Origin of the sequence: Sulfurospirillum arcachonense DSM 9755, assembly GCF_000597725.1 — a bacterium.
Classification (GTDB): Bacteria; Campylobacterota; Campylobacteria; order Campylobacterales; family Sulfurospirillaceae; genus Sulfurospirillum_A; species Sulfurospirillum_A arcachonense.
The window spans coordinates 23,038-44,502 of record NZ_JFBL01000016.1 but is presented as its reverse complement, the minus strand read 5'-3'; the positions used below and the strand labels follow the sequence as shown (position 1 = coordinate 44,502).

Genomic DNA, 21,465 nt, shown 5'->3' with positions numbered 1-21,465 from the left:
AACTATGGAGATATTTTGGCACTATTAGACCTTTTAGATATTAGCAAAGCATATGAATCACAAAAAATACTCTCGCAAATTGATTTTTTTGTAGAAAAAGGTGAAAGAATTTGTATTATAGGAAAAAATGGCGGTGGTAAATCAACACTCATGAAAATCATCAATGGAACTTTAGATTATGATGGAGGTAGGCGTATTATACAAAATGGTGTAAAAATAGATATGTTAAGCCAATCTCCCTCTTTTGATGAAGACATCAGTGTTAAAGAAGCTATAGAAGAAGAGTTAAGTGAACTAAAAAATGCTAGATTAGAGTATGAAGACACTCTAGTAAAACTAGAAAATGATTTTGAAAATAAAGATTTATTAAAAAAACAAGAAACACTAACAAATTTTTTAGATACTCATAATGCTTGGAATTTAGATGATAAAATAGAAAGAGTTTTAGTGCAATTCCAACTCAAAGAGTATGAAAATAATCCTGTTAATATGTTAAGTGGTGGGGAACAAAGAAGAGTAACTTTAGCTGGTCTCATTCTTAAAAAACCAGATATTTTACTGCTTGATGAACCTACAAATCATTTAGATGTTTATATGGTTGAGTTTTTAGAAGAGATGCTTTTAAAAGAAAAATTTACTTTAGTTTTTATCTCTCATGATAGATACTTTATAGATAATATTGCCACAAAAACTGTTGAGATTGATGAGCATAAACTCAGAACTTATAAAGGTGGGTATGAGCAATACTTAAGTGCAAAAGAAGCTCTTATGCTTAGTCTTAGTAAAAGTCATGATACACTTTTAAAACATTTAAAAAGTGAAGAAGAGTGGTTAAGACGTGGGGTAAAAGCTCGTTTAAAAAGGAATGAGGGAAGAAAACAAAGAGTATTTGAGCTAAGAGAAAATGCAAAGAAAAACCCATCATTAATTAATAAGATGAAACTAGAATTAGAGAGAGAACAAAAAAACTTCAATCAAGACAAATCAATAAATAGACAAAAAATGCTCTTTGAAATGTATGATATACATAAAAAATTAAGCAATAAAGAACTGATTACATCATTTAGTGGTCGTATTTTACAAAATGACAGAATTGCTATTGTTGGTAAAAATGGTGCAGGAAAATCTACTCTGTTAAAAATATTTTTAACAGAATTGGAAGTAGATAGTGGGTCATTTAAAAAAGGTGAATTTAAAATAGCCTATTTTGACCAACAAAGAACTGCACTTGATGATAGTAAAAATCTTATAGAAACCTTCTGTCCAAATGGTGGAGATAGAGTAGATGTTCGTGGAAGAAATATGCATGTTTTTGGATACCTTAAAAACTTTCTTTTTCCAAAAGAATACCTCAATAAAAAAATAGAACTTCTTAGTGGCGGAGAAAAAAATAGAGTAGCTTTGGCTTTACTTTTTACGAAAGATATAGACTGTCTTATTTTAGATGAGCCTACCAATGACTTGGATATTCCAACAATAAATATACTTGAAGAGTATATTCAAAGTTTTCAAGGTGCCGTTATATTTGTAAGCCATGACAGATATTTTGTAGACAAGATTGCCAAAAAACTCTATATTTTCAAAGGTGATGGAAAAATTGAAGAGAGTTACCAAAGCTATAGTGAATATTTGGCAATTGAAAAAGAGTTAAAAGAAATTGAAACTATTTCTAAAGCGGAACAAAAAGAAAAAATACAAATAACAACTAATAGAAGTCTAAAGCTAAGCTATAAAGAAAAGTTAGAGTATGAATCTCTTCCTAAAAAGATTGAAGCGTTAGAAGAAGAAATTGAAGAAATAAAAGCATGTTTGCAAAATCCAGAATGCTATCAAAAACTGGGACTAACAAAACTTAGTGAAAGTCTTAATAAAAAAGAAGCTGAATTAGAACCTATTATTGAGCGATATTTAGAAATTGAAGAAAAAGTAGAGTTAATCAATAAAGGGGAATAATTTCCCCTTATTTTTACACTTTAAACGTTGCAAGAGTATGATCTAAATCTCTTGCTATTTTTGTCATAGCATGTGATATTTTATCTAAACTTTCTGCTGTTTTTTGATTGGTATTTGATATTTCTAATGTACCCTTCATTTGTTCTGTCATAACTTTTGTAAGATGTAAAATTTCTACTACTTTTTTTGATGCTTCTTTTGAAGATTCTATAGATTCTAATGTTTTTTCTTTAGTATGTTCAGATTCACTTCTTACTTTTTCTGCATTATTTGAAACTTCTATCATGACTGTTGCATTATGTTCCATACTAGTACTTAATTGAGATACACCTTGAACAATAACACTTATTGTGGTGTCAATCTCAGCTAAAGATTTTTGAGTACGTTCAGCAAGTTTTCTTACTTCATCAGCAACAACCGCAAAACCACGACCATGTTCACCAGCACGAGCTGCTTCTATTGCTGCATTTAATGCTAAAAGATTAGTTTGCTCTGCTATATCTTTAATCATATCTAATACACCTTTAATTTGCTCTGTTTGAGCAACAACTGTATTAATCTGTGTTGCCATTTCTTGCTCATTTTCGCTTGATTTTATAATATTTTCTACAACACTATTTAAAGATATACTCATTGCATCTAAAATTTCAAATGCTTCTATATTACCTTGCGCTGTTTTTTTAGAAAGCTTTTCAGAAATATTTAAATGGCTTTCAACACTTTTCGTTATTTCAAAAGTTTCACTAATATTTTTTGTCTGTTTGATAGCACTTTGAGTTATTTTTTCTACATCTTCGTTTAACTTATCATCTGTAGTTTTAACACCAATTGATGAAGATTGTGATGATCTTATGATATCTCTTGTTTTTTTAATAAATTTATTTATAAAATTTGCTACTTCACCTAATTCATCTTGACTTCCAACTTCAATTTTAGAAGTTAAATCACCTTCCCCATAAGATAAATCTTCAACTTTTGCTTTTAATATTTTTATTGGATTTCCCACAACTCTTTTTAATACTAACATAACAATTACTGCTGTTAGAACTAGTGAAATTAAAAAAATAATTAAAAATTTTAAACTACTGTTATGAATATTTTCATCTATTGTTTTAAAAGAGTATGTCATATCCATTACTCCAAGAACATCTTTCTCTTTATTCATAGCGTGACAGGCTAGACAGTCTGCCGTTGCAATAAGAGGTCTAAGAAATCTTAGTCTATGTCCTTTTTCATCATTTAAAGTCATACTTTTTACTTCAGGATTTACTAATAAATTTTTAATTAATTTTTCATCACTTGGCTTAGCGTTCATACCAAATGTATCAATTACAGATTGAGATTTATGGATTTTAAGTTCTGTTATACCTTCCATAGCTGCTGCATCTTTTAAAGACTTTTTAATTAAGGCTGGATCACCAAGATTCATAGCAACTCTTACTGTTTGAAAAACTGATTGACTAAAAGAATCTAAATTTCTTTTACTTTGAGAAACTGAAGATTTTTCAAACTCATTAACTATAACAAATTGTAAGACAATAAAACTTATAAGCAAAACAGGAATTAAGGTAAATGCTATTTTTAAACCAATACTTTTTCGAATCATCTATCTGCCTTTAAGTCTTTATCTTAAAGATAATATTAATACATATTAGCTTATATAACACTTTATTTGACACACAATTATTTATTCTTACTACTTTGTTAAAACATAATACTTACTTAAAAATAGGGAGAAAAAATCAACACTTACGATAACTTATAATGATATCGCAAGTGTTAAAAAAGAGTTAAAGATCAATATATCTTAATGTAAAAAGTGTCTAGTTCCTGTAAAATAGAGTGCTATTCCATGTTCATTTGCAGCATCAATAACTTCATCATCACGCATACTACCACCAGGCTCTATTATAGATTTTATACCAGCCTGGGCAGCTGTATCAATAGAATCACGGAATGGAAAAAATGCTTCACTTGCCATTGAACACCCTGTTACATCTAAACCCATATCTTCTGCTTTTCTAAGTGCTGATTTTGCAGCATCAACACGACTTGTCATACCCATACCAATGGCCACCATTGCAGCATCTTTTACATAAACAATACAGTTTGATTTTGTTAGAGCTGCTACTTTTACAGCAATCTCTAAATCACTCATCTCTTGCTCATTTGCAATTCTTGTTGTTTTACATACTGCATTTTTTACTTCATCATCTTCAACTTTATCACTATTTTGATAAACAAAACCACCATCAACATGTTTAAAGTCATGTTCATCATTATTGAGTACTAAATATTTGCTCTCTTGTGTAAAAATCTTAATTCTTTTTTTCTTTTCAAATACTTTTAATGCTTCTTCATCTACATTTGCCGCGATGATAACTTCTACAAAAATTTCGTTTATTTTTTCAGCTAGTGCAACATCTAAAGTACCATTTACCGCTACAACTCCACCAAATGCAGAAACAGGATCACATTTTAATGCTTTAGTATATGCATCAAGTAAATTATCACCAATAGCAAAACCACAAGGATTTGCGTGTTTGATTATAGAAACTGCTGGTGCTTCACCAAAAGAAGCGGCTATTTTTACAGCTCCATTGATATCATTCATATTATTGAAACTTGCTTCACCTTTGAGTGTTTTAAAGTTGTTTGAGAAAAAGTAATCAAACTCATATAAAGCACCTTTTTGGTGTGGGTTTTCTCCATATCTCGTATCAAATGCTTTTGTACCAACAATAAATTGTTTATCACCAAAACCACCATTAAATCTTTGGTTCATATAATTTGCAATCATACTATCATATGCTGCTGTATGCTCATACGCTTTTATCATCAAATCACGTCTAAACTCTACTGTGTTTTTGTCATTTTTAAGAGCATCTATAACAGTATCAAAATCAGTTACGTCAGTTACTATTAATACACTGTTAAAGTTTTTTGCAGCACTTCTAACCATAGCTGGACCACCAATGTCTATGTTTTCAATAATCTCATCAAAATCATCAGTTCTAGAAATAGTCTCTTTAAATGGATAAAGATTTACACATACCAAATCAATACCTTCAACACCTAACTCTTTTGCTTGATTTATGTGAGACTCTTTATCACGACGGTATAAAATTCCACCATGTACATATGGATTTAAAGTTTTTACTCTTCCTTCAAAACACTCAGGAAATTTAGTCACTTCATCAATCTCAATAGCTTTAATACCTTCAGCTTTTAAAAGCTTAAAAGTACCACCAGTTGATACTATTTCATAACCTAAAGATTCTAAATCTTTTGCAAACTCAACTACGCCCGTCTTATCACTTACACTAATTAATGCTCTCAAATTCAACCCTTACATGTAGACATTTTATTTCTCCTTGAATTTGAACTTGTTCAAACTCAATTCCTCTCACTGAAGCTTCAGCAAGCTGAGATTAATACGCGATTATACTAAAACTTTGTTTTAAAAATGATAAATTACTTTTTATTGTTTTTTATAAGCTCATATGCTTCATTAATTTCTTGGAGTTTTTTTGTTGCTTCATCTATGATAGATTGCTCTTTCCCTTGCCCCATTAAAATGTCAGGATGATGCTCTCTTACGAGTTTTCTATACTCTTTTTTTACTATTGCAAAATCACTTCCTTCACTTACTCCTAAAATCTCATAAGCCTTAGAAAGAGTTAATTTTTTTTGTGTTTGCACTCTTGCATAAAACTGTTCAAACTGTGCAATTAAAGTTTCAAAATCAGATTTTTTTATCTCTAATGCATTTGCAATATCTTCTGTTATCATAAACTCAGCTTTTGAAAAATCATGATCAATAAAAGCTAGATTTAAAAGATACTCCATAACTTTTAGTCGTTTTGCATAGTCTCTTTTTGTAAGTTCAAAATACTTTTTTGAAACTATAAGAGTGTTTTCAAAACTTTTCATCTCTTTTTTGTATATAGCTTTTAACTCTTCTCTAATCTCATTTGGATTATCAAAAACTTTTGAAATATCAGTAAAAGTAAGACTTAAAAGTTCCGCTTCAAGTTCACATACTTTTCCATCTGCTTTTGCTACTTTTGCCATAAGTGCTACTAAAAGCCCCGCTTCATGGTCTTCTAATTTACCTTGTAGTCTCTGTACTTTGTTTACATGTATATTTTGATAATCACTTGTTTTGTACCCTCTTGTAAGTAAATAAAATACAATCGCTACAGCTATAAAAATACTCCAACTCAATTTAAATTCCTTTTTTATTTTATTTTACTAAAATAATGTAAACCTTTAGCTTATGGAGTGAACATGCTAAGTATTATCGTTTTTACACTTTTTATATCTTTGGTTTGTAATATTATATTAAAAAGGTTTGGTTTACCTACAATCATAGGATACATAGCAACAGGAACTATCATAGCTTATGGATTTGGACTTCATGATGCTGTACATAATCATGAACTAAAAGAAATAGCTGAATTTGGTGTAGTTTTTTTGATGTTCACGATAGGTTTAGAGTTTTCTATATCACACCTAAAAAAAATGAAATATGAAGTATTTGTAGCTGGTTCAGCACAAATCATCATCACCTCTATTATTGTATATCTTATAAGTTTTTATATGATTGGTATTTCAGAAAAAATGTCAATTGTCATTGCTTTAGCAATAGCTCTCTCCTCTACAGCAATTATACTAAAGACATTTAATGAGAATGGAGAAATCAACAAAAGACATGGTCAACGTGCCCTTGGTATACTTATTATGCAAGATATTGCTGTTATTCCTATTTTACTTTTATTAGGTTTTTTAGCAAATAAAAGTAGTAATGTTTCAGATATTTTATTGACTACTTTTATCAATGCAATCATTCTTTTAGTGGTTCTTTATATACTTGGAAAATTTGTTCTCGAAAAGTTTTTTATTCTTATCACAAAAACAAATTCTGATGAACTTTTTGTTGGAACTATCCTTTTTTTAGCTATTGGTTCATCTTATTTGGCACATCAATTAGGTTTTTCGTATTCTCTAGGTGCATTTATTGCGGGTATGCTTATATCTGAGACAAAATTTAAACACCAAGCAGAAGCTGACTTGGTTCCTTTTAGAGATATACTCTTGGGTGTCTTTTTTATCACTGTTGGTATGCAAATAGACTTTTTAATTATTGCTGAATATTTACATATAATCGTTGTACTTCTATTGTCCATCTTAATTTTAAAATTTATCATTATTTTTGCTATTGTAAAACTAAAAGAAAACAGTAAAACAAGTTTTAAAACAGCGTTATCTCTTGTTCAAGTCGGTGAGTTTTCTTTAGCGATTTTAGAATTAGCCCGCTCAAGTGAACTTATAGTAGCCCCATACGGTCAAATAATGATAGTAACTATTGTTATCTCAATGATATTAACACCTATCATACTCAAAAACCTCACTCAAATCACAGATAAGGTAATCAAAAAAGAAGATGCAAATTTTATTGTATCAGAACATGTTAGCAACAAAGTAAAAGACCATGTTGTTATCTTAGGATATGGTGAATTTGGACAAAGTGTAGCAAAAGCTTTTAAAGATAAAAATGAGCATTATATTATAGTTGAAAATGATATAAACTCTTACTACAAAGGTCTAAAAAATAAAGAGCCTATTATCTTTGGAAATGCAGTAAAAAAAGAGGTACTTAAAAACACATATTTAAAGAGTGCTAGAAAAGTTATTGTTGCTATCGATAATCCTCAAAAACTTTACCAAATTTGCTCCATACTTGTTAAAGAAATTCCTCGAGAAAAAATTCTCATAAAAGTACATAGTAAGAGAGAAAAATCAACTATAAAAGAGTTAAATATCCAAAATATTATTGTAGAAAATATTGAAACGAGTAAAGCTGTTTTACATAATTGCTAAGAGAGTCATAAATTATGCTACAATTTTTGCTTTTATAAGGAGTTAATTTGAATTTATTTGACGTACAGATTGATAGAACAAAAAGTGGTTGCGAAAAATGGGATAAATATAAAAATCAAGATGTAATCCCTATGTGGGTTGCTGATATGGATTTTAAATCTCCACAAGCTATTATTGATGCTTTAACACACAGAGTTGAACATGGTGTATTTGGTTATACTGGAATTGATAAAGATACAAATAAAGCTGTCATAGATTTTATACAACGCCATTATAACTGGCGAGTCAAGCCTGAGTGGATAGTATGGCTTCCTGGTGTTGTAAGTGGAATGAATATTACATGTAAGGCTATTGATACCCAAGATGTTATCATAAATACTCCTATATATCCACACTTTGTAAAAGCTCCAAACAATGCAAATCTCAACCTCATTAAAGTACCTCTAGTAGAAAAAAATAGTAGATGGACAATAGATTTTGATGCATTTGAAAAAGCCATAAATCCTACATGTAAACTTTTTTTGTTTTGTAATCCTTACAACCCTGGTGGAACTGTTTTTACAAAAGAAGAGTTAGAAAAAATAAGCAAAATATGTGTAAAACATGACTTAATCATCTGTTCGGATGAAATACATGCTGATTTGATTTTAAATCCACAAGTCAAGCATATACCAATAGCCTCTTTAAATGAAGAAATTGCAAAAAGAAGCATTACCCTTCTCGCTCCTAGTAAAACGTTCAATATAGCTGGTCTACAAAGCTCTTATGCAATCATCCCTGATGTAACACTTAGAAAGAGTTTTAAAAGAGCTATGGCAGGCTTTCCTGGTGAAACAAATCTATTGGCCATTACAGCTACAAAAGCTGCTTATACCTCATGTGATGAATGGCTTGAAGCATTAAGAGTCTATCTCAAAGAAAATTTGAATTTAGTTCAAGAATTTGTCAAAAAACATCCTAAATTAAAATTACTCAATCAAGATGCAACTTTTTTATCTTGGATTGATGTAAGTGCCTTAAATCTTGAAAATCCTTATGAATACTTTTTAAAATACGGTGTAGGATTGAGTGAAGGTGAGCCTTTTGGAGATAAAAACTTTTTAAGATTAAACTTCGGAACTACAAAAGTACTTTTAAAAGAAGGTCTTTTAAGGATAGAAAAAGCCTTAAAAAATTTAGAGTAGTGAATTAAATCACTACTTTAAATTTTTAAAGTTATAAAACCAAACCCTTTCCATGTTTTAGATAGTATACCCAGTCATCTCTATCTCTTTTTTTTGTACTCTCAACGGCACTTTTTACATCATACGCTACTTTTACAAAATCAACATTCCAACCAAACTTACTTTTTTCTAAGATTGCATAAGATGCATGAGGGTAGTAGTTTTGCATTGTATGTTTAACTGGTACATCATCATTATATGCAGGTAATCCTACACTTCCTGGATTTATAACTATTTGACCTGAACTCAATTTAATCAATCTAGGCTTATGAGAATGCCCACAAAGAATAACTGATTTATCTATATCTTTTAGTGAATTTTTTATTTCTTTATCTTCTTTAATAGTTTTATCAAAAGTTTCTAGTAAATACTCTTCATCATTACTAGGTGTACCATGACAAATATAAATGTCTTTATCTACATGTAAATCAAAATCAAGTTTTTTTATCCATTCTAAACCTTCACTACCAAGCTCATCTAAAACAAACTTTATTGTAGGATTTTGACTTATGGCTTGCTTATCTACTTCTAGTAAAAACCTATCTTGATTTCCACTAATTGTTATAAAATCATGCTCTTTTAAAAAATCATATGTTTTTTTAGGCTCAATTGGACCATAGAAAATATCACCAAGATTTATAAATTTATCAACACCTTTGGATTTAGCATTTTTATATACTTCTTCAAGAGCAAATATATTGCCATGAATATCAGAAAGTATTGCAATTTTTATATCTTTCATAAAAGGCCTACTCTTTTTTTTCATCCACTATTTTTCTAAGTTCTCTTACTTCTTTTAAAAGTATATCGATTTTTTTACTATCTTCATGGATTTCATCTTTCATTTTCTCATCTTGCATTTTTTGCATTTCACCAATGATGACTGCAATAAAAAGGTTAAAAAATACAAATGCGGCTATGATTATGAAACTAACAAAATAAGTCCAAGACCAAGGATATACTTCCATAGTTTCATACATAACATCTGTCCAATCTTCAAAAGTAAAAACTCTAAAAAGTGTTAACATGGCTACTAAAAAGTTATCCCATAAACCTGAGGGCATATCTGCAAAAATAAAACTACCCATAATGGCATAAATGTAGAAAATTATAAAAAGTAAAATTACTATATCAACGATAGAAGGTATTGCTTTTATAAGCATATCTATGATAGCTTTAAGTTCTGGCCTTGCTGTAAAAAGTCTAAGAACTCTAAATATTCTTAAAAGTCTTGCAATTGCAGCAAATGAGCTATTTTCCAAAGGCATAAGAGTTATCATAACAATAATAAAATCAAATATATTCCAACCACTTTTAAAAAAGTTTAAAAACTTATCTTCTGCAGCCATTTTTATAATTAATTCAATCACAAAATATACCGTTACAATAGAATCTAAAACATGAAGAAAATCACCTAAAGGTTGTGCCACAGTATCAAGTGTCTCAAAACCAAGTACAGATGCATAAAAAATGATTATAGATGTTGTTAGATTAGAGAACCATCTAGAATCTCTAATATGTTTTATTTTTAAAATAAAATTATTCATAAATTTTCCGTAAGTTTATTTAAAGAAGGAATAGAGGCTATAAAGCCCCTATTATAGTTTTTATATATCTTGTTCAATTACTTCTTGAAATTTATTAAAGTAACTGTTTTTCATAGCTTCTAAGTCAGCTTTTACATCGTTACATGTAAAACCACTCTCTTCTACTTTTCCTATCTTTGTTATGCTAAGTCTTAGTTGTTTTGCCATGTTTTCAAATACAACTTCATTTTTTACTTCAACTATTGCACGAGAAAAACTCTCTGAAAAAATATCTCTGCTATCATTTAAATCAATGTTACATGTAACACCTTTTCCACTTACTGAACTCATTTTTGCAAGAGCTATAGCAATACCACCAACATTAACATCTTTTGCAGCACTTATGACATCTGCTTTATTTGCTTCAATAATAAGTTCCCAAAGAGCTAACTCTTTATCATAATCAATATTTGGTAATTTACCTTCAACTTTTCCATATAACTCTTTCATATAAAGACTTCCACCAAACTCACTAGTAGTATCGCCTACTAAATAAAGAGAAGCTCCAACATTTTGGAAAGAACTTGGAAGAACTTTATTTGCATCATCATTTACACCAACCATTGCAATTGCAGGAGTTGGGAAAATACCTACGCCATTTGTTTCGTTGTATAAAGATACATTTCCACTTACTACAGGAGTAGTTAGTTTTGCACAAGCTTCTTTGATACCATAACAACCCTCAGCAAACTGCCACATAATTTCTGGAGTTTCTGGATTACCATAGTTAAGACAATCTGTAATAGCAAGAGGACGAGCACCAGTCATAGCAACATTTCTACCACTTTCTATAACAGCTGCAGCAGCTCCACCTTTAGGGTCGATATAGTTATAACGAGGATTACAATCACTACTCATAGCAAGTGCTTTTCCATTCTCTTTTACTCTAATACAACTCGCATCAAGACTTCCTGGTGCTTTAATTGTATTTGTTTGTACCATTGAGTCATACTGCTCAAAAATCCATGCTTTATCTGCAACTTCAACCGAACTAAAAAGTTTTTCAAATGCTTCTTGATTTGCAACTTTATCAAAATCATCTATAGTTGTATTTGCAATTTCATCTAAATAAGCTGGACGAGCTACTGGTCTATCATAGATAGGTGCTTCTTCACCAACAGGAAGAACAGGAATATCTGCTACTCTTTCACCATGCCAGAATAGTTCCATATTTCCAGTATTCGTTACTTCACCAATTACTTCAGCATCTAAATCCCATTTTCTAAAGATTTCAAGTACTTTATCTTCATAACCTTTTTTAGCACAGATAAGCATTCTCTCTTGAGACTCACTTAACATAAACTCAAATGGTTGCATATTTTCTTCACGAGCAGGAACTTTATCAAGATTCATAATCATACCAGAGCCACTACGTCCAGCCATTTCAAATGAACTTGAAGTAAGACCTGCAGCTCCCATATCTTGGATACCAACAATATAATCATGTTTAAATAGTTCTAAACAAGCTTCAAGTAAAAGTTTTTCAGCAAAAGGATCACCTACTTGTACTGTTGGACGAAGTGATTTATTTTCTTCAGTAAAACTATCACTAGCCATAACTGCACCACCAAGACCATCACGTCCAGTTTTGCTCCCTACATAAACTACTGGGTTTCCAATACCTTCAGCAAGTCCATAAAAAATTTCATCTGTTTTTGCAAGACCTAGAGTAAAAGCATTTACTAAAATATTTCCATTATAACTTTCATCAAATGATGTTTCACCACCAATTGTAGGAACACCCATACAGTTACCATAATCACCAATACCAGCAACTACACCACGTACTAAATATCTTTGATGTTTTGAGATATCATCACTATTTGTAACATTACCAAAACGAAGAGCATTCATGTTTGCTACAGGACGAGCACCCATAGTAAATACATCTCTTAAAATTCCACCAACACCAGTAGCAGCACCTTGGTAAGGTTCAATAAAACTTGGATGGTTATGAGATTCCATCTTAAATACAGCAGCCATTCCATCACCAATGTCAATAACACCAGCATTTTCACCAGGACCTTGAATAACCCATGGAGCTTTAGTAGGAAAGCCATTTAAATATTTTTTACTTGATTTATATGAACAATGCTCACTCCACATAGATGAAAAAATGCCAATTTCTAGCATATTTGGCTCACGTCCCATTATCTTTAGTATGTTTTCATACTCATCCATTGTAAGCTTATGTTTTTTTAAAACTTCTTCTAAATTTTCCATGATTTTAGTACCCTATGAATTAAATTGACTTATTTTACTCAAAAAGTGCTAAATATGTATTTAAATTAATCATCTTTCTAAATTATTTGCCTTCATAATTTAGTATACTCATTTGTATTAGATGATTTAATTGGAGAAAATATGAAAAAACTTTATATTATAAAAACTGGAACTACTTTTAAAAATATACTTAATAAGCTAGGTGATTTTGATCAATGGATTATTGATACCATTGCAAATAAAAACTTAGATATATGTGTTATAGATATTCAAAACAACGATAATCTCCCAACTCCAGAAAACTGTTTAGGAATTATAATAACTGGATCAGCTGCTATGGCAACTGATGAGTTACCATGGAGCATTCAAATTGAAAAATGGATTCCAACCATAATGAAAAATGAAGTTCCACTATTGGGTATATGTTATGGTCATCAACTTTTAGCAAAATCAATGAATGGTGTTGTAGACTATCATCCAAATGGAATGGAAATAGGAACTACAGATATTACACTCAATCAACATGCAAAAACTGATCAATTATTTCATAACTTACCTAATAATTTTCAAGTTCATACAATACATTCTCAAACTGTTTTAACTTTACCAAAAAATGCTACTCTTCTAGCTTCAAATAAACACGATCAACATCATGCTTTTAAAATAGGGAAAAATGCATGGGGAGTTCAATTTCATCCTGAATATAATACAAAAGTTATGTCCGCTTATATAGAAGAAATCTCAAAAACAAACAACTTTTCTCATACACAACTTCAAACTTTAATTGCCAATGTAAAAAATACTAACTACAGTGCAAAGGTGCTTAAAAATTTTGCAACACATATATTAAGCTAAACAAAAACACTTTGAGCTTTTTTCATTATATGTGCTTTAATTTCTAATTTTGTAAAAATTTCTTTTTTGAAAATTTTCATCTTTTCTAATTCTCCATGTACTAAACATACTTTAGAAAGTTTTTTGAAATGGCTCATCCAATCTAATAAATCATTTTTATCTGCATGAGCAGAAAAACCATTTATTGTATATACTTTTGATTTAACAGCTATTTTATCAGTGTAGATTTTAACAAAATTAGCTCCATCAACAATATCACGACCTAAAGTACCAGATACTTGAAATCCAACAAAAATAATCGCATTATTTGGATTCCAAAGTCTCTGTTTTAAATGATGCATAACTCTACCTCCACTACACATTCCACTTCCAGCAATTATAATTGCTTTTGATTTAACATCATTAATTTTCATTGAATCTGCTTTTTTTTGTGAATATTTCACCCAAGGAAACATAAAAGGACTATCTCCTAAACTAGCATATAATCCAACTTTATCATTTAAATGGCAAGGAAAATTCTCATAAATATATGTAGCTTTTATAGCTAAAGGACTATCTAAAAACACTTTACATCGAGGTAACTCTTTTTTTTCATACATTAAGCGTAAAAGCCACAGTATCTCTTGCGTTCTTTCCAGTGCAAAAGACGGAATAATGACATTACCCTCAGCATTTATAGTATTAATAATCGCTTTTTTAAACTCTTCAATACTTACAGCCAAATCTTTGTGTACTCTATCTCCATATGTAGATTCTATAAAAAGGGTATCTGCTTTATTCAAAAAATCTAATGAATCCAAAATTAATCGATTTTTACTTCCAATATCTCCTGAAAAAACAACCCTCTTTTTTAAATTTTCATCTCTAAAATCAAACGATACAAAAGCACTTCCAAGAATATGACCTGCATCGTATAAGGTTAAATTTAAAATCGAAGAAATTTTATATTTTTCCTTATAATCTAGTTTGATAAACTTTTTGCTAAAAACATTTTGTACATCTTCTTTTGTATATAAAGGTTTTTGTATACTTTGTTCAGTTCCTATTCTTTGAGCTTTTCTATAGAGCGTTTTATACTCTTCTTCTGCAATTACTGCACAATCAAGAAGCATTATCTCTGCAATTTCAAAAGTAGGTATTGTTAAGATAATTGTGCCATTAAAACCATCTTTTACAAGTTTAGGAACCCTTCCTATATGATCAATGTGTGCATGAGTTAAAACCAAATAATCAATATTTTTAGGGTTAAATTCAAAATCATCATAATTATAATCTTCATTTTCACCTTGAAACATTCCACAATCAACTAGAATAGAAATTGAACCTATTTTTATTAAATGACAAGAACCTGTAACGGTTCCAGTGGCCCCATATGACTTGACAGTTGCCATAGTATCTCCTTAATAATAGTAAAATACTCATGTAAACATTCTAGTACAATGTAATTTAAAGTATACAATAACACCAAATTTGATACAAAATAATATTTATCAAGAAAAAGCTAAGATTTTTTATGAGATAATTCCTTGATACTATACTCAATCGAAGGATAAAAATGACTAAAGACAACATTATCGCACTTGGCATATTTTTGATATCAACTCTTGGTTTTTTTGTTTGGGGATTTAAAATTATACCTTCTCATCATCTTATGTTATTTTCAATTGCATCTATTTTTGGAATTTTTATGGCATTTAATATTGGTGGAAATGATGTTGCAAACTCTTTTGGTACTAGTGTAGGTGCTAAAACTATAACTATTAAACAAGCTCTTGTAATAGCAGCTATATTTGAACTAAGTGGTGCTATATTTGCAGGTGGTGAAGTTACTAATACAATTAGAAAAGGGATTGTAAAAATTCCTGATGTAAATTTTGATCCAATGCTTTTTGTTTTAGTGATGATGTCATCACTACTAAGTGCTGGTTTATGGTTACTTTTTGCTTCAAAAAAAGGTCTTCCTGTCTCTACAACCCATTCAATAGTTGGTGGTATAGTTGGTAGTAGTTTAGCTTTAGGTACAGTTCTTACAACAAACGATAATGTTATAGATATGGTAAATTGGAGTAAAATAGTACAAATTGCAATAAGTTGGGTAGTCTCTCCTTTACTTGGTGGACTTTTATCTTATATAATTTACTATTACATAAAAAATAAAATATTAACTCCAGGAAAAAGAGCAGTTGCTAAAATAAGTAGAATAAAAGGTAGAAGAAAAACTCTCAAAGAAGCATATAAGATAACTCTTAAAGATAAATCTCAAGAAGAACAGATAAAAGAGTTATCAGAACTTGCCTTTATGGAAGATGATGATGAACTTGAAACATCAAGCGATTATCAAAAAATGATTAAAGAATTAAAAGAAAAAGAAAAAAGCATAGATGCATTTGCATTTTTAAAAAAACATGTTCCTCTTGTAGGTGGTTTTGCTGCATCTATTATTTCTGGGATGTTACTGTTTAAAGGATTAAAACATCTTAAATTAAATGTTACTACCATTGAAACAATGTGGATTGTTTTCGTAATTGCAACGGCCGCTTATCTCATAAGTTTTGCAATAGTCAACTTAATGGCAAAAAGTGATGTTGATAAATCAACCATCAAAATTTTCTCATGGCTACAAATTTTCACAGCATCTGCGTTTGCTTTTAGTCATGGTGCAAATGATATAGCAAATGCCATTGGACCATTTGCAGCAATTCTAGATGTTTTAAAAACTGGTATTATTAACGCAAAAGCACCTGTTCCTATAGTTGCTATGGCTACTTTTGGAGTTTCTCTTATAGTAGGTCTATGGTTTTTAGGTAAAGAAGTTATTCAAACAGTAGGAACAAGATTAGCTGAAATATCGCCTATAACAGGATTTTCAGCAGAACTTGGAGCAAGTGCAGTTATTTTGATGGCAACTAAAATGGGTATTCCAGTATCATCTACGCATATTCTTATAGGTGCTGTTATAGGGATTGGTATACTCAATAGAAATGCAAACTGGAATTTGATGAAACCAATAGCTTTAGCATGGGTAGTCACCTTACCAATAGCCGCTATATCATCAGGAATATTTTTCTTTATATTAAAGGCTCTTATGGGAATATAAGGTTATTTTCCTAGGCAAAAACTTCCAAACATTTTGTCTAGGATTTCTGTTCTTGCAAAATTTCGTGAAATAGAAGATATACTCATAATAGCTTCATTAAGATTAAAAGCAAAAAGTTCTAACTCACCTTCACTTAAAAGTTCAATACTCATTTCTATACTACTATATGTATTTTCAACAGCTTCCATCTGTCTTTTTGAAGTCAAAAGTAGTGTTTCATCCAGTGAACTTTTGTCTAGAATTTTTTCTATTTCTAAAGCAATTGTTTCTGCTCCAAATTTGCAATTTAATTTGATTGCTTTTTCAGCAATCATTACATTATGAAACTTAGAGTCTAAATCACTTTTATTTATTACATGTAAAATAGCTTTATCATTACCATAACTTTGTAATAAACTCAATATTTGAGCATCTTCTTCATCAAATACACGAGAGTTATCATACATAGATATAACTATATCTGACTCTTCTATAGCTGTTTTAGAGCGTTCTATCCCTATCTTTTCAATAGTATCATTTGCTTCTCTAATTCCTGCAGTATCAACTATCTTTATAAGGTGTGTTCCTATTCGTACTTCTTCTTCAATCGTGTCTCTTGTAGTTCCTGCAATATCACTAATAATCGCTCTATCATAGTTAAGTAAAGCATTTAATAATGAACTTTTCCCAACATTAGGTTTTCCTACTATGGCAACTTTAAAACCTTCTATCAATCCTTCTCGTCTTTTTGAGCTATCATAGGTTTTTTTTAGTTCAATTCTTAAATTATCTAATTTATCTTTTATTTGATCCATTAAATTTTGTGGTAAATCTTCTTCAGCATAATCTATATTTACTTCAACAAATGCCAAAATTTCAACTAAACTTTCACGAATATTTTCTACAAATTCTTTAACTTCACCTTTCATTTGGCGAGTTAAAATCTTTGCTGCATCTATACTTTTTGTTTCTATGAGTTTTGCAATTGCTTCTGCTTCTGTTAAATCTATACGGCCATTTAAAAAAGCACGTTTTGAAAATTCACCTGGTTGAGCTAATCTTGCACCATGTTTTAATACTTCACTTAGTATCAAATCAGCAACAACTATCCCACCATGACACTGAAATTCTATAACATCTTCAGCAGTAAATGAACGAGGTGCTTGAAAGTATATAACTAATGATTCATCAATCAAATCATTGGCATCGTCATATAAAGATGAGAGTGTAGCATGTCTTGGAGTAAAATTATCTTTATGTGAGAGTTTTTTCGCAATATCTAAAGAGTTTGGCCCACTTAAGCGAATAACCGCTATAGAGCCAACTCCATGACTTGTTGCAATAGCTGCAATTGTATCCACTGTTATGTATTTTTTCTATTAAAATCATTAATAACGATAAATCTACCGCCTTCACGACCTGATTTAATACCAACATATTTATTAGGAAATTCTTTACGCAAAGCTTCTAGAGCAATTTTTACAAGAACACCATCTAAGATTTTTGTTTGAGCACGTCCAGTGTTATTAATACGATCAATTACACCAACAAGATATTTGGCAATCATCTCTTCTTGATTTTTTAAAAATTCTGCAATCTCTAAACGTACATTTAGATTATACTTTAAATTTATCCAATTATATAAAAGATATGAAAGAGATTTATATCTATAGCCTTCTTTACCTATAAGTAAAGCTGCATCTTCTCCACCAAATTCTACTAAGACTGTATCTTCACTATAAACTTCTACTTTAATTTCATTTAACTCAAAACAACTATGAGTAAAAAGTGAGTTAATATCTTTTCTAATTTCTTCTACTGCTATACTAATTTCAATTTTTGGTTTAGTATATTCTCTTCTATTAGATACTTTTTGTATAGGTTTTTCAGCTGTTTTTTCTGATTGTTTTTTTTCTTCAAATTTTTTCTTTTGGAGAGGTTTTTTATGAGATTCTTGTTTCTTATTTGTTTGAGCTTTTTCTTCAACTTTAGTGTCTACTGATTCACTTAAGTGTTCTTTTTTTCTATTTTTATTGCGTCTATTTCTACTTTTTTTAGGTTTATCTACTCCTAATGCACTATTAGGAGTAGATTGATTTGTCATAGAAGCATCTTTAGGACTAGCTTCTATTATTGCACTTTTTTTAAACATACCCAAAAATCCAGAGCTTGGATTTTGAATTACTTTAAATGAAATTTGTGTAACTGAGCAAGATAATTTAGTCGCTGCTTGAGAATATGCTTCTTCAAGTGTAGCTGCTTCTATACGTATCATTTTTTAGCCTTTTTTTCAGTTATTTCTGCTTTTTGACCTTTCGCAAAAAGTGAATTTACATAGTATTGCTGAGCAATTGAAAATAAGTTGTTTACAAACCAATAAAGTGTTAAACCAGCTGGAAAAGATACAAAGAAGAATGTAAATATCAGTGGTAAAAATTTCATAATCTTTTCTTGCATTGGATCAGTAAAGTTTGTTGGTGTAATTCGTTGATGGAAAAACATTGTTAAACCCATTGCAATAGGCAGAACAAAATATGGATCCATAACAGCTAAATCATGTATCCACAAAATCCAAGGAGCTGCTTTTAATTCAATCGTATTTTGTAATACTCGATAAATTGCAAAAAATACAGGAATTTGTAAAACAATTGGAAGACAACCACCCATAGGGTTTGCTCCATGTTTCTTATAAAGTTCCATCATATGAGTATTCAGTTTTTGTTTATCTTTACCATATTTTGCTTGAAGTTCTTTTATCTTTGGACTTAAAGCCTTTAATTTATTCATTGATACCATACCTTTATATGTCAAAGGAAATAGTACTAAACGAATAAGAAGTGTCATACAAACAATTGACCAACCCCAGTTACCCAGTATTGAATGAAGGTATTGAAGTAGCATAAATAAAGGTCTAGAAATAAAGGTAAAAAAACCATACTCTATAACATCTGTTAATCTTTTATCAATTGCAACAAGTACTGTATGCTCTTTTGGTCCAAGATAACCACTTAATTTTAAGTTATTTTTCCCTTTTATAAAAAGTAGAGGAGATTCTTCATAAACAGGACTAACAACTACATCTAGTCCTTTATCAAAATTATAAAATAGTGTTGTGTAATACTTATCTGAAGAAGCCGCAAAAATTGCATTAGCAAATGCTTCTTTACCTGTAGCATCACCATCATCTATAACACTTAATGTTTCATCTGCTTCTTTAATTAAAGATCCGTGAAACGTATAACTATCAATTCCTACATTTGGTCTAAAACCTGGTGTTATAAAATACTCTTTAGGATTACTCATTGTTACACTAAGGTCATAATTACCATTAGGAAAAAAAGTTAAAGTTTTTACAATCTTTAAATCGCTTAAAGATTGTGTAAGTGTCAATTTAGTACCTTTATCAGCTACTTTAATTTCACTTTCACTTGCAGTATAAGATGTTGCAAATGCTTGAGAATTTATATTTTCATCTGAAAAACGAATTTCTAAAGGATATGGAACTAACTCAGAATCAATAAGTTCGATTCTATCACCATTTTCATCTTTATACTTCGTTTCATTTAAATAAAACTTACTAATACGTCCCAGTCTATCTATATGCAATTCATAAGAAGCGGCTTGTACTTTTGTTATGATTTCTACACTTTTTTTACTTACTTGACTTGGTATATCAGATGAAGAAGGTGCAACAGAAGTTATAGGTTGAGAACCTACTTTTTGTGCTTTTTCAACTTGTGTTTTCTGTTCAGTAACTTCTTGTTTTGGAATAAAAAAGTAGTTATATGTTGCGAAGAATAAAAATGATAAAACCGTTGCTATAATTATTCTACTCTGATTGCTCAGTTTGTCTATCACGGTGTTCCCTTTTGAGAGTGTATATTAAAAGCTTTTATTACGTAAAAACTTTTAAGTTTTCTTGGTACGAACCAAAACTTTATTTTTACAGAAAGTGGGTGTGGAGTAGCGCATAGAGAGTAATGAAAATTTTTAGTTATAACTGGATAGTCAATTCCACCAGGAAATAACTGATTACATCTTAAAATTCTCAATAAACTATAAAAACAAGCTTTTAAAAACCCATTATGGAGAATCTGCCATCTAGCATATTCTGAGCAAGTTGGATAATATCTACAACTTCCATAACTCATAAGAGTAAAAAACTTTTGATATAGTTTAAGGACAAAAAGCGCCAGACGCCTCATTAATTTAAACATCCCAGTCTCTTAAGAGACCAAAGATACCCTTTTTTTAAAGCTTCATAAGACATCTGACTCATACGTTCTTTCGCTACAAATACATAAATACCATCAACCAATCTATCTTGATTGTCAAAAAACAATGCACGCATTCTACGTTTTGCTAAAGCTCTTTTGACAGCATTACCAACTTTTTTGCTAGCTGTAAAACCAACCTTCTTTTCTGAACCTTCTTTGAAAAAGACAACAACACCATCTGAGTGCCATTTCTTCCCGTGTTTATAAACGTTTGAAAACTCACTAGTTAGTTTGAGTTTTTCAAAACATATTACAGTGCCAATCTTTTTCTACCTTTTGCACGACGTGCAGCGATAACTTTACGACCATTCTTAGTCTTCATTCTCGTTCTAAAACCGTGAGTACGTTTTCTAGGAGTACTATGTGGTTGATATGTTCTTTTCACCAAA

General features: G+C 30.2%; 18 protein-coding genes. 5 read left to right on the top strand and 13 right to left on the bottom strand.

All coding sequences use genetic code 11. The annotated features are described in order from the left end of the window. Nucleotides 1–15 precede the first annotated feature (15 nt). A complete protein-coding gene (locus K354_RS0111635) occupies nt 16–1,953 on the top strand; it encodes an ABC-F family ATP-binding cassette domain-containing protein (protein WP_024955674.1) in 1,938 nt (645 codons plus the stop codon). Nucleotides 1,954–1,966: 13 nt separating this feature from the next. On the opposite strand, the gene K354_RS0111630 is transcribed toward K354_RS0111635, so the two are convergent. The 3 genes from K354_RS0111630 to K354_RS0111620 form a co-directional block, all read right to left on the bottom strand. Further along, nucleotides 1,967–3,559: a methyl-accepting chemotaxis protein gene (locus K354_RS0111630; protein ID WP_024955673.1), complete on the bottom strand. Its 1,593-nt coding sequence runs from the start codon at nt 3,557–3,559 to the stop codon at nt 1,967–1,969. Between the two features lie 201 nt (nt 3,560–3,760). Next, nucleotides 3,761–5,293 carry a bifunctional phosphoribosylaminoimidazolecarboxamide formyltransferase/IMP cyclohydrolase gene (purH, locus tag K354_RS0111625; protein WP_024955672.1) on the bottom strand — a complete coding sequence of 511 codons (1,533 nt, stop codon included), beginning with the start codon at nt 5,291–5,293 and terminating at the stop codon, nt 3,761–3,763. 134 nt (nt 5,294–5,427) lie between these two features. After that, on the bottom strand, nt 5,428–6,180 hold the full coding sequence (locus tag K354_RS0111620) for a DnaJ domain-containing protein (protein ID WP_024955671.1): 753 nt from the start codon (nt 6,178–6,180) through the stop codon (nt 5,428–5,430). Nucleotides 6,181–6,243: 63 nt separating this feature from the next. Here K354_RS0111620 and K354_RS0111615 point away from each other — a divergent pair, with 63 nt between their 5' ends. Beyond that, the gene (locus tag K354_RS0111615) at nt 6,244–7,836 is read left to right on the top strand and encodes a cation:proton antiporter (RefSeq protein ID WP_051505442.1); all 1,593 of its coding nucleotides are present in this window, start codon (nt 6,244–6,246) and stop codon (nt 7,834–7,836) included. Between the two features lie 47 nt (nt 7,837–7,883). Further along, nucleotides 7,884–9,020 carry a MalY/PatB family protein gene (locus tag K354_RS0111610; protein WP_024955669.1) on the top strand — a complete coding sequence of 379 codons (1,137 nt, stop codon included), beginning with the start codon at nt 7,884–7,886 and terminating at the stop codon, nt 9,018–9,020. 31 nt (nt 9,021–9,051) lie between these two features. Here the strand turns inward: K354_RS0111610 and K354_RS0111605 are convergent, their stop codons facing one another. Genes K354_RS0111605 through purL form a run of 3 tightly spaced genes read right to left on the bottom strand, consistent with a single transcriptional unit; the run spans nt 9,052 to nt 12,868 of the window. Beyond that, nucleotides 9,052–9,801, bottom strand: coding sequence for a metallophosphoesterase family protein (locus tag K354_RS0111605; protein WP_037940756.1), 750 nt, complete (start codon nt 9,799–9,801; stop codon nt 9,052–9,054). Between the two features lie 7 nt (nt 9,802–9,808). Continuing rightward, nucleotides 9,809–10,606 (bottom strand): ion transporter, encoded by a 798-nt coding sequence (locus K354_RS0111600; RefSeq protein WP_024955667.1) that lies wholly within the window; start codon nt 10,604–10,606, stop codon nt 9,809–9,811. A gap of 60 nt (nt 10,607–10,666) precedes the next feature. Then, the gene (gene purL, locus K354_RS0111595; protein WP_024955666.1) at nt 10,667–12,868 is read right to left on the bottom strand and encodes a phosphoribosylformylglycinamidine synthase subunit PurL; all 2,202 of its coding nucleotides are present in this window, start codon (nt 12,866–12,868) and stop codon (nt 10,667–10,669) included. Between the two features lie 141 nt (nt 12,869–13,009). Here purL and K354_RS0111590 point away from each other — a divergent pair, with 141 nt between their 5' ends. Next, a complete protein-coding gene (locus K354_RS0111590) occupies nt 13,010–13,723 on the top strand; it encodes a glutamine amidotransferase (RefSeq protein WP_024955665.1) in 714 nt (237 codons plus the stop codon). Here the strand turns inward: K354_RS0111590 and K354_RS0111585 are convergent. Further along, nucleotides 13,720–15,114: an MBL fold metallo-hydrolase RNA specificity domain-containing protein gene (locus tag K354_RS0111585; RefSeq protein WP_024955664.1), complete on the bottom strand. Its 1,395-nt coding sequence runs from the start codon at nt 15,112–15,114 to the stop codon at nt 13,720–13,722. The genes K354_RS0111590 and K354_RS0111585 overlap by 4 nt on opposite strands. 164 nt (nt 15,115–15,278) lie before the next feature. Between K354_RS0111585 and K354_RS0111580 the strand changes: the two genes are divergently transcribed. Further along, nucleotides 15,279–16,820 (top strand): inorganic phosphate transporter, encoded by a 1,542-nt coding sequence (locus tag K354_RS0111580; protein WP_024955663.1) that lies wholly within the window; start codon nt 15,279–15,281, stop codon nt 16,818–16,820. A 2-nt stretch (nt 16,821–16,822) separates the two neighbouring features. Here K354_RS0111580 and mnmE read toward each other — a convergent pair whose 3' ends face one another. Genes mnmE through rpmH form a run of 6 tightly spaced genes read right to left on the bottom strand, consistent with a single transcriptional unit; the run spans nt 16,823 to nt 21,461 of the window. Further along, nucleotides 16,823–18,166, bottom strand: a complete 1,344-nt coding sequence (mnmE, locus tag K354_RS0111575) for a tRNA uridine-5-carboxymethylaminomethyl(34) synthesis GTPase MnmE (protein ID WP_024955662.1) — start codon at nt 18,164–18,166, stop codon at nt 16,823–16,825. Further along, nucleotides 18,163–19,074 carry a Jag N-terminal domain-containing protein gene (locus tag K354_RS0111570; protein ID WP_037940741.1) on the bottom strand — a complete coding sequence of 304 codons (912 nt, stop codon included), beginning with the start codon at nt 19,072–19,074 and terminating at the stop codon, nt 18,163–18,165. Before K354_RS0111570 ends, mnmE begins: the two co-directional genes overlap by 4 nt. Beyond that, nucleotides 19,071–20,657, bottom strand: a complete 1,587-nt coding sequence (gene yidC / locus K354_RS0111565) for a membrane protein insertase YidC (protein ID WP_024955660.1) — start codon at nt 20,655–20,657, stop codon at nt 19,071–19,073. Before yidC ends, K354_RS0111570 begins: the two co-directional genes overlap by 4 nt. Further along, complete coding sequence (gene yidD / locus K354_RS0111560) at nt 20,654–21,004, bottom strand: membrane protein insertion efficiency factor YidD (protein ID WP_024955659.1); 351 nt, start codon at nt 21,002–21,004, stop codon at nt 20,654–20,656. Before yidD ends, yidC begins: the two co-directional genes overlap by 4 nt. After that, the gene (gene rnpA, locus K354_RS14320) at nt 21,004–21,327 is read right to left on the bottom strand and encodes a ribonuclease P protein component (RefSeq protein WP_037940740.1); all 324 of its coding nucleotides are present in this window, start codon (nt 21,325–21,327) and stop codon (nt 21,004–21,006) included. The genes yidD and rnpA overlap by 1 nt, the downstream gene beginning before the upstream one ends. Then, nucleotides 21,327–21,461 (bottom strand): 50S ribosomal protein L34, encoded by a 135-nt coding sequence (rpmH, locus tag K354_RS0111550; RefSeq protein ID WP_024955658.1) that lies wholly within the window; start codon nt 21,459–21,461, stop codon nt 21,327–21,329. Before rpmH ends, rnpA begins: the two co-directional genes overlap by 1 nt. Between the last annotated feature and the right edge of the window lie 4 nt (nt 21,462–21,465).

Excerpts from the sequence above, each read along its gene's own strand:
- K354_RS0111630 (WP_024955673.1), bottom strand. The coding sequence starts at position 3,559 with ATGATTCGAAAAAGTATTGGTTTAAAAATAGCATTTACCTTAATTCCT.
- K354_RS0111615 (WP_051505442.1), top strand. The coding sequence starts at position 6,244 with ATGCTAAGTATTATCGTTTTTACACTTTTTATATCTTTGGTTTGTAAT.
- K354_RS0111605 (WP_037940756.1), bottom strand. The coding sequence starts at position 9,801 with ATGAAAGATATAAAAATTGCAATACTTTCTGATATTCATGGCAATATA.
- K354_RS0111600 (WP_024955667.1), bottom strand. The coding sequence starts at position 10,606 with ATGAATAATTTTATTTTAAAAATAAAACATATTAGAGATTCTAGATGG.
- purL (WP_024955666.1), bottom strand. The coding sequence starts at position 12,868 with ATGGAAAATTTAGAAGAAGTTTTAAAAAAACATAAGCTTACAATGGAT.
- K354_RS0111590 (WP_024955665.1), top strand. The coding sequence starts at position 13,010 with ATGAAAAAACTTTATATTATAAAAACTGGAACTACTTTTAAAAATATA.
- K354_RS0111585 (WP_024955664.1), bottom strand. The coding sequence starts at position 15,114 with ATGGCAACTGTCAAGTCATATGGGGCCACTGGAACCGTTACAGGTTCT.
- K354_RS0111580 (WP_024955663.1), top strand. The coding sequence starts at position 15,279 with ATGACTAAAGACAACATTATCGCACTTGGCATATTTTTGATATCAACT.
- K354_RS0111570 (WP_037940741.1), bottom strand. The coding sequence starts at position 19,074 with ATGATACGTATAGAAGCAGCTACACTTGAAGAAGCATATTCTCAAGCA.
- yidD (WP_024955659.1), bottom strand. The coding sequence starts at position 21,004 with ATGAGGCGTCTGGCGCTTTTTGTCCTTAAACTATATCAAAAGTTTTTT.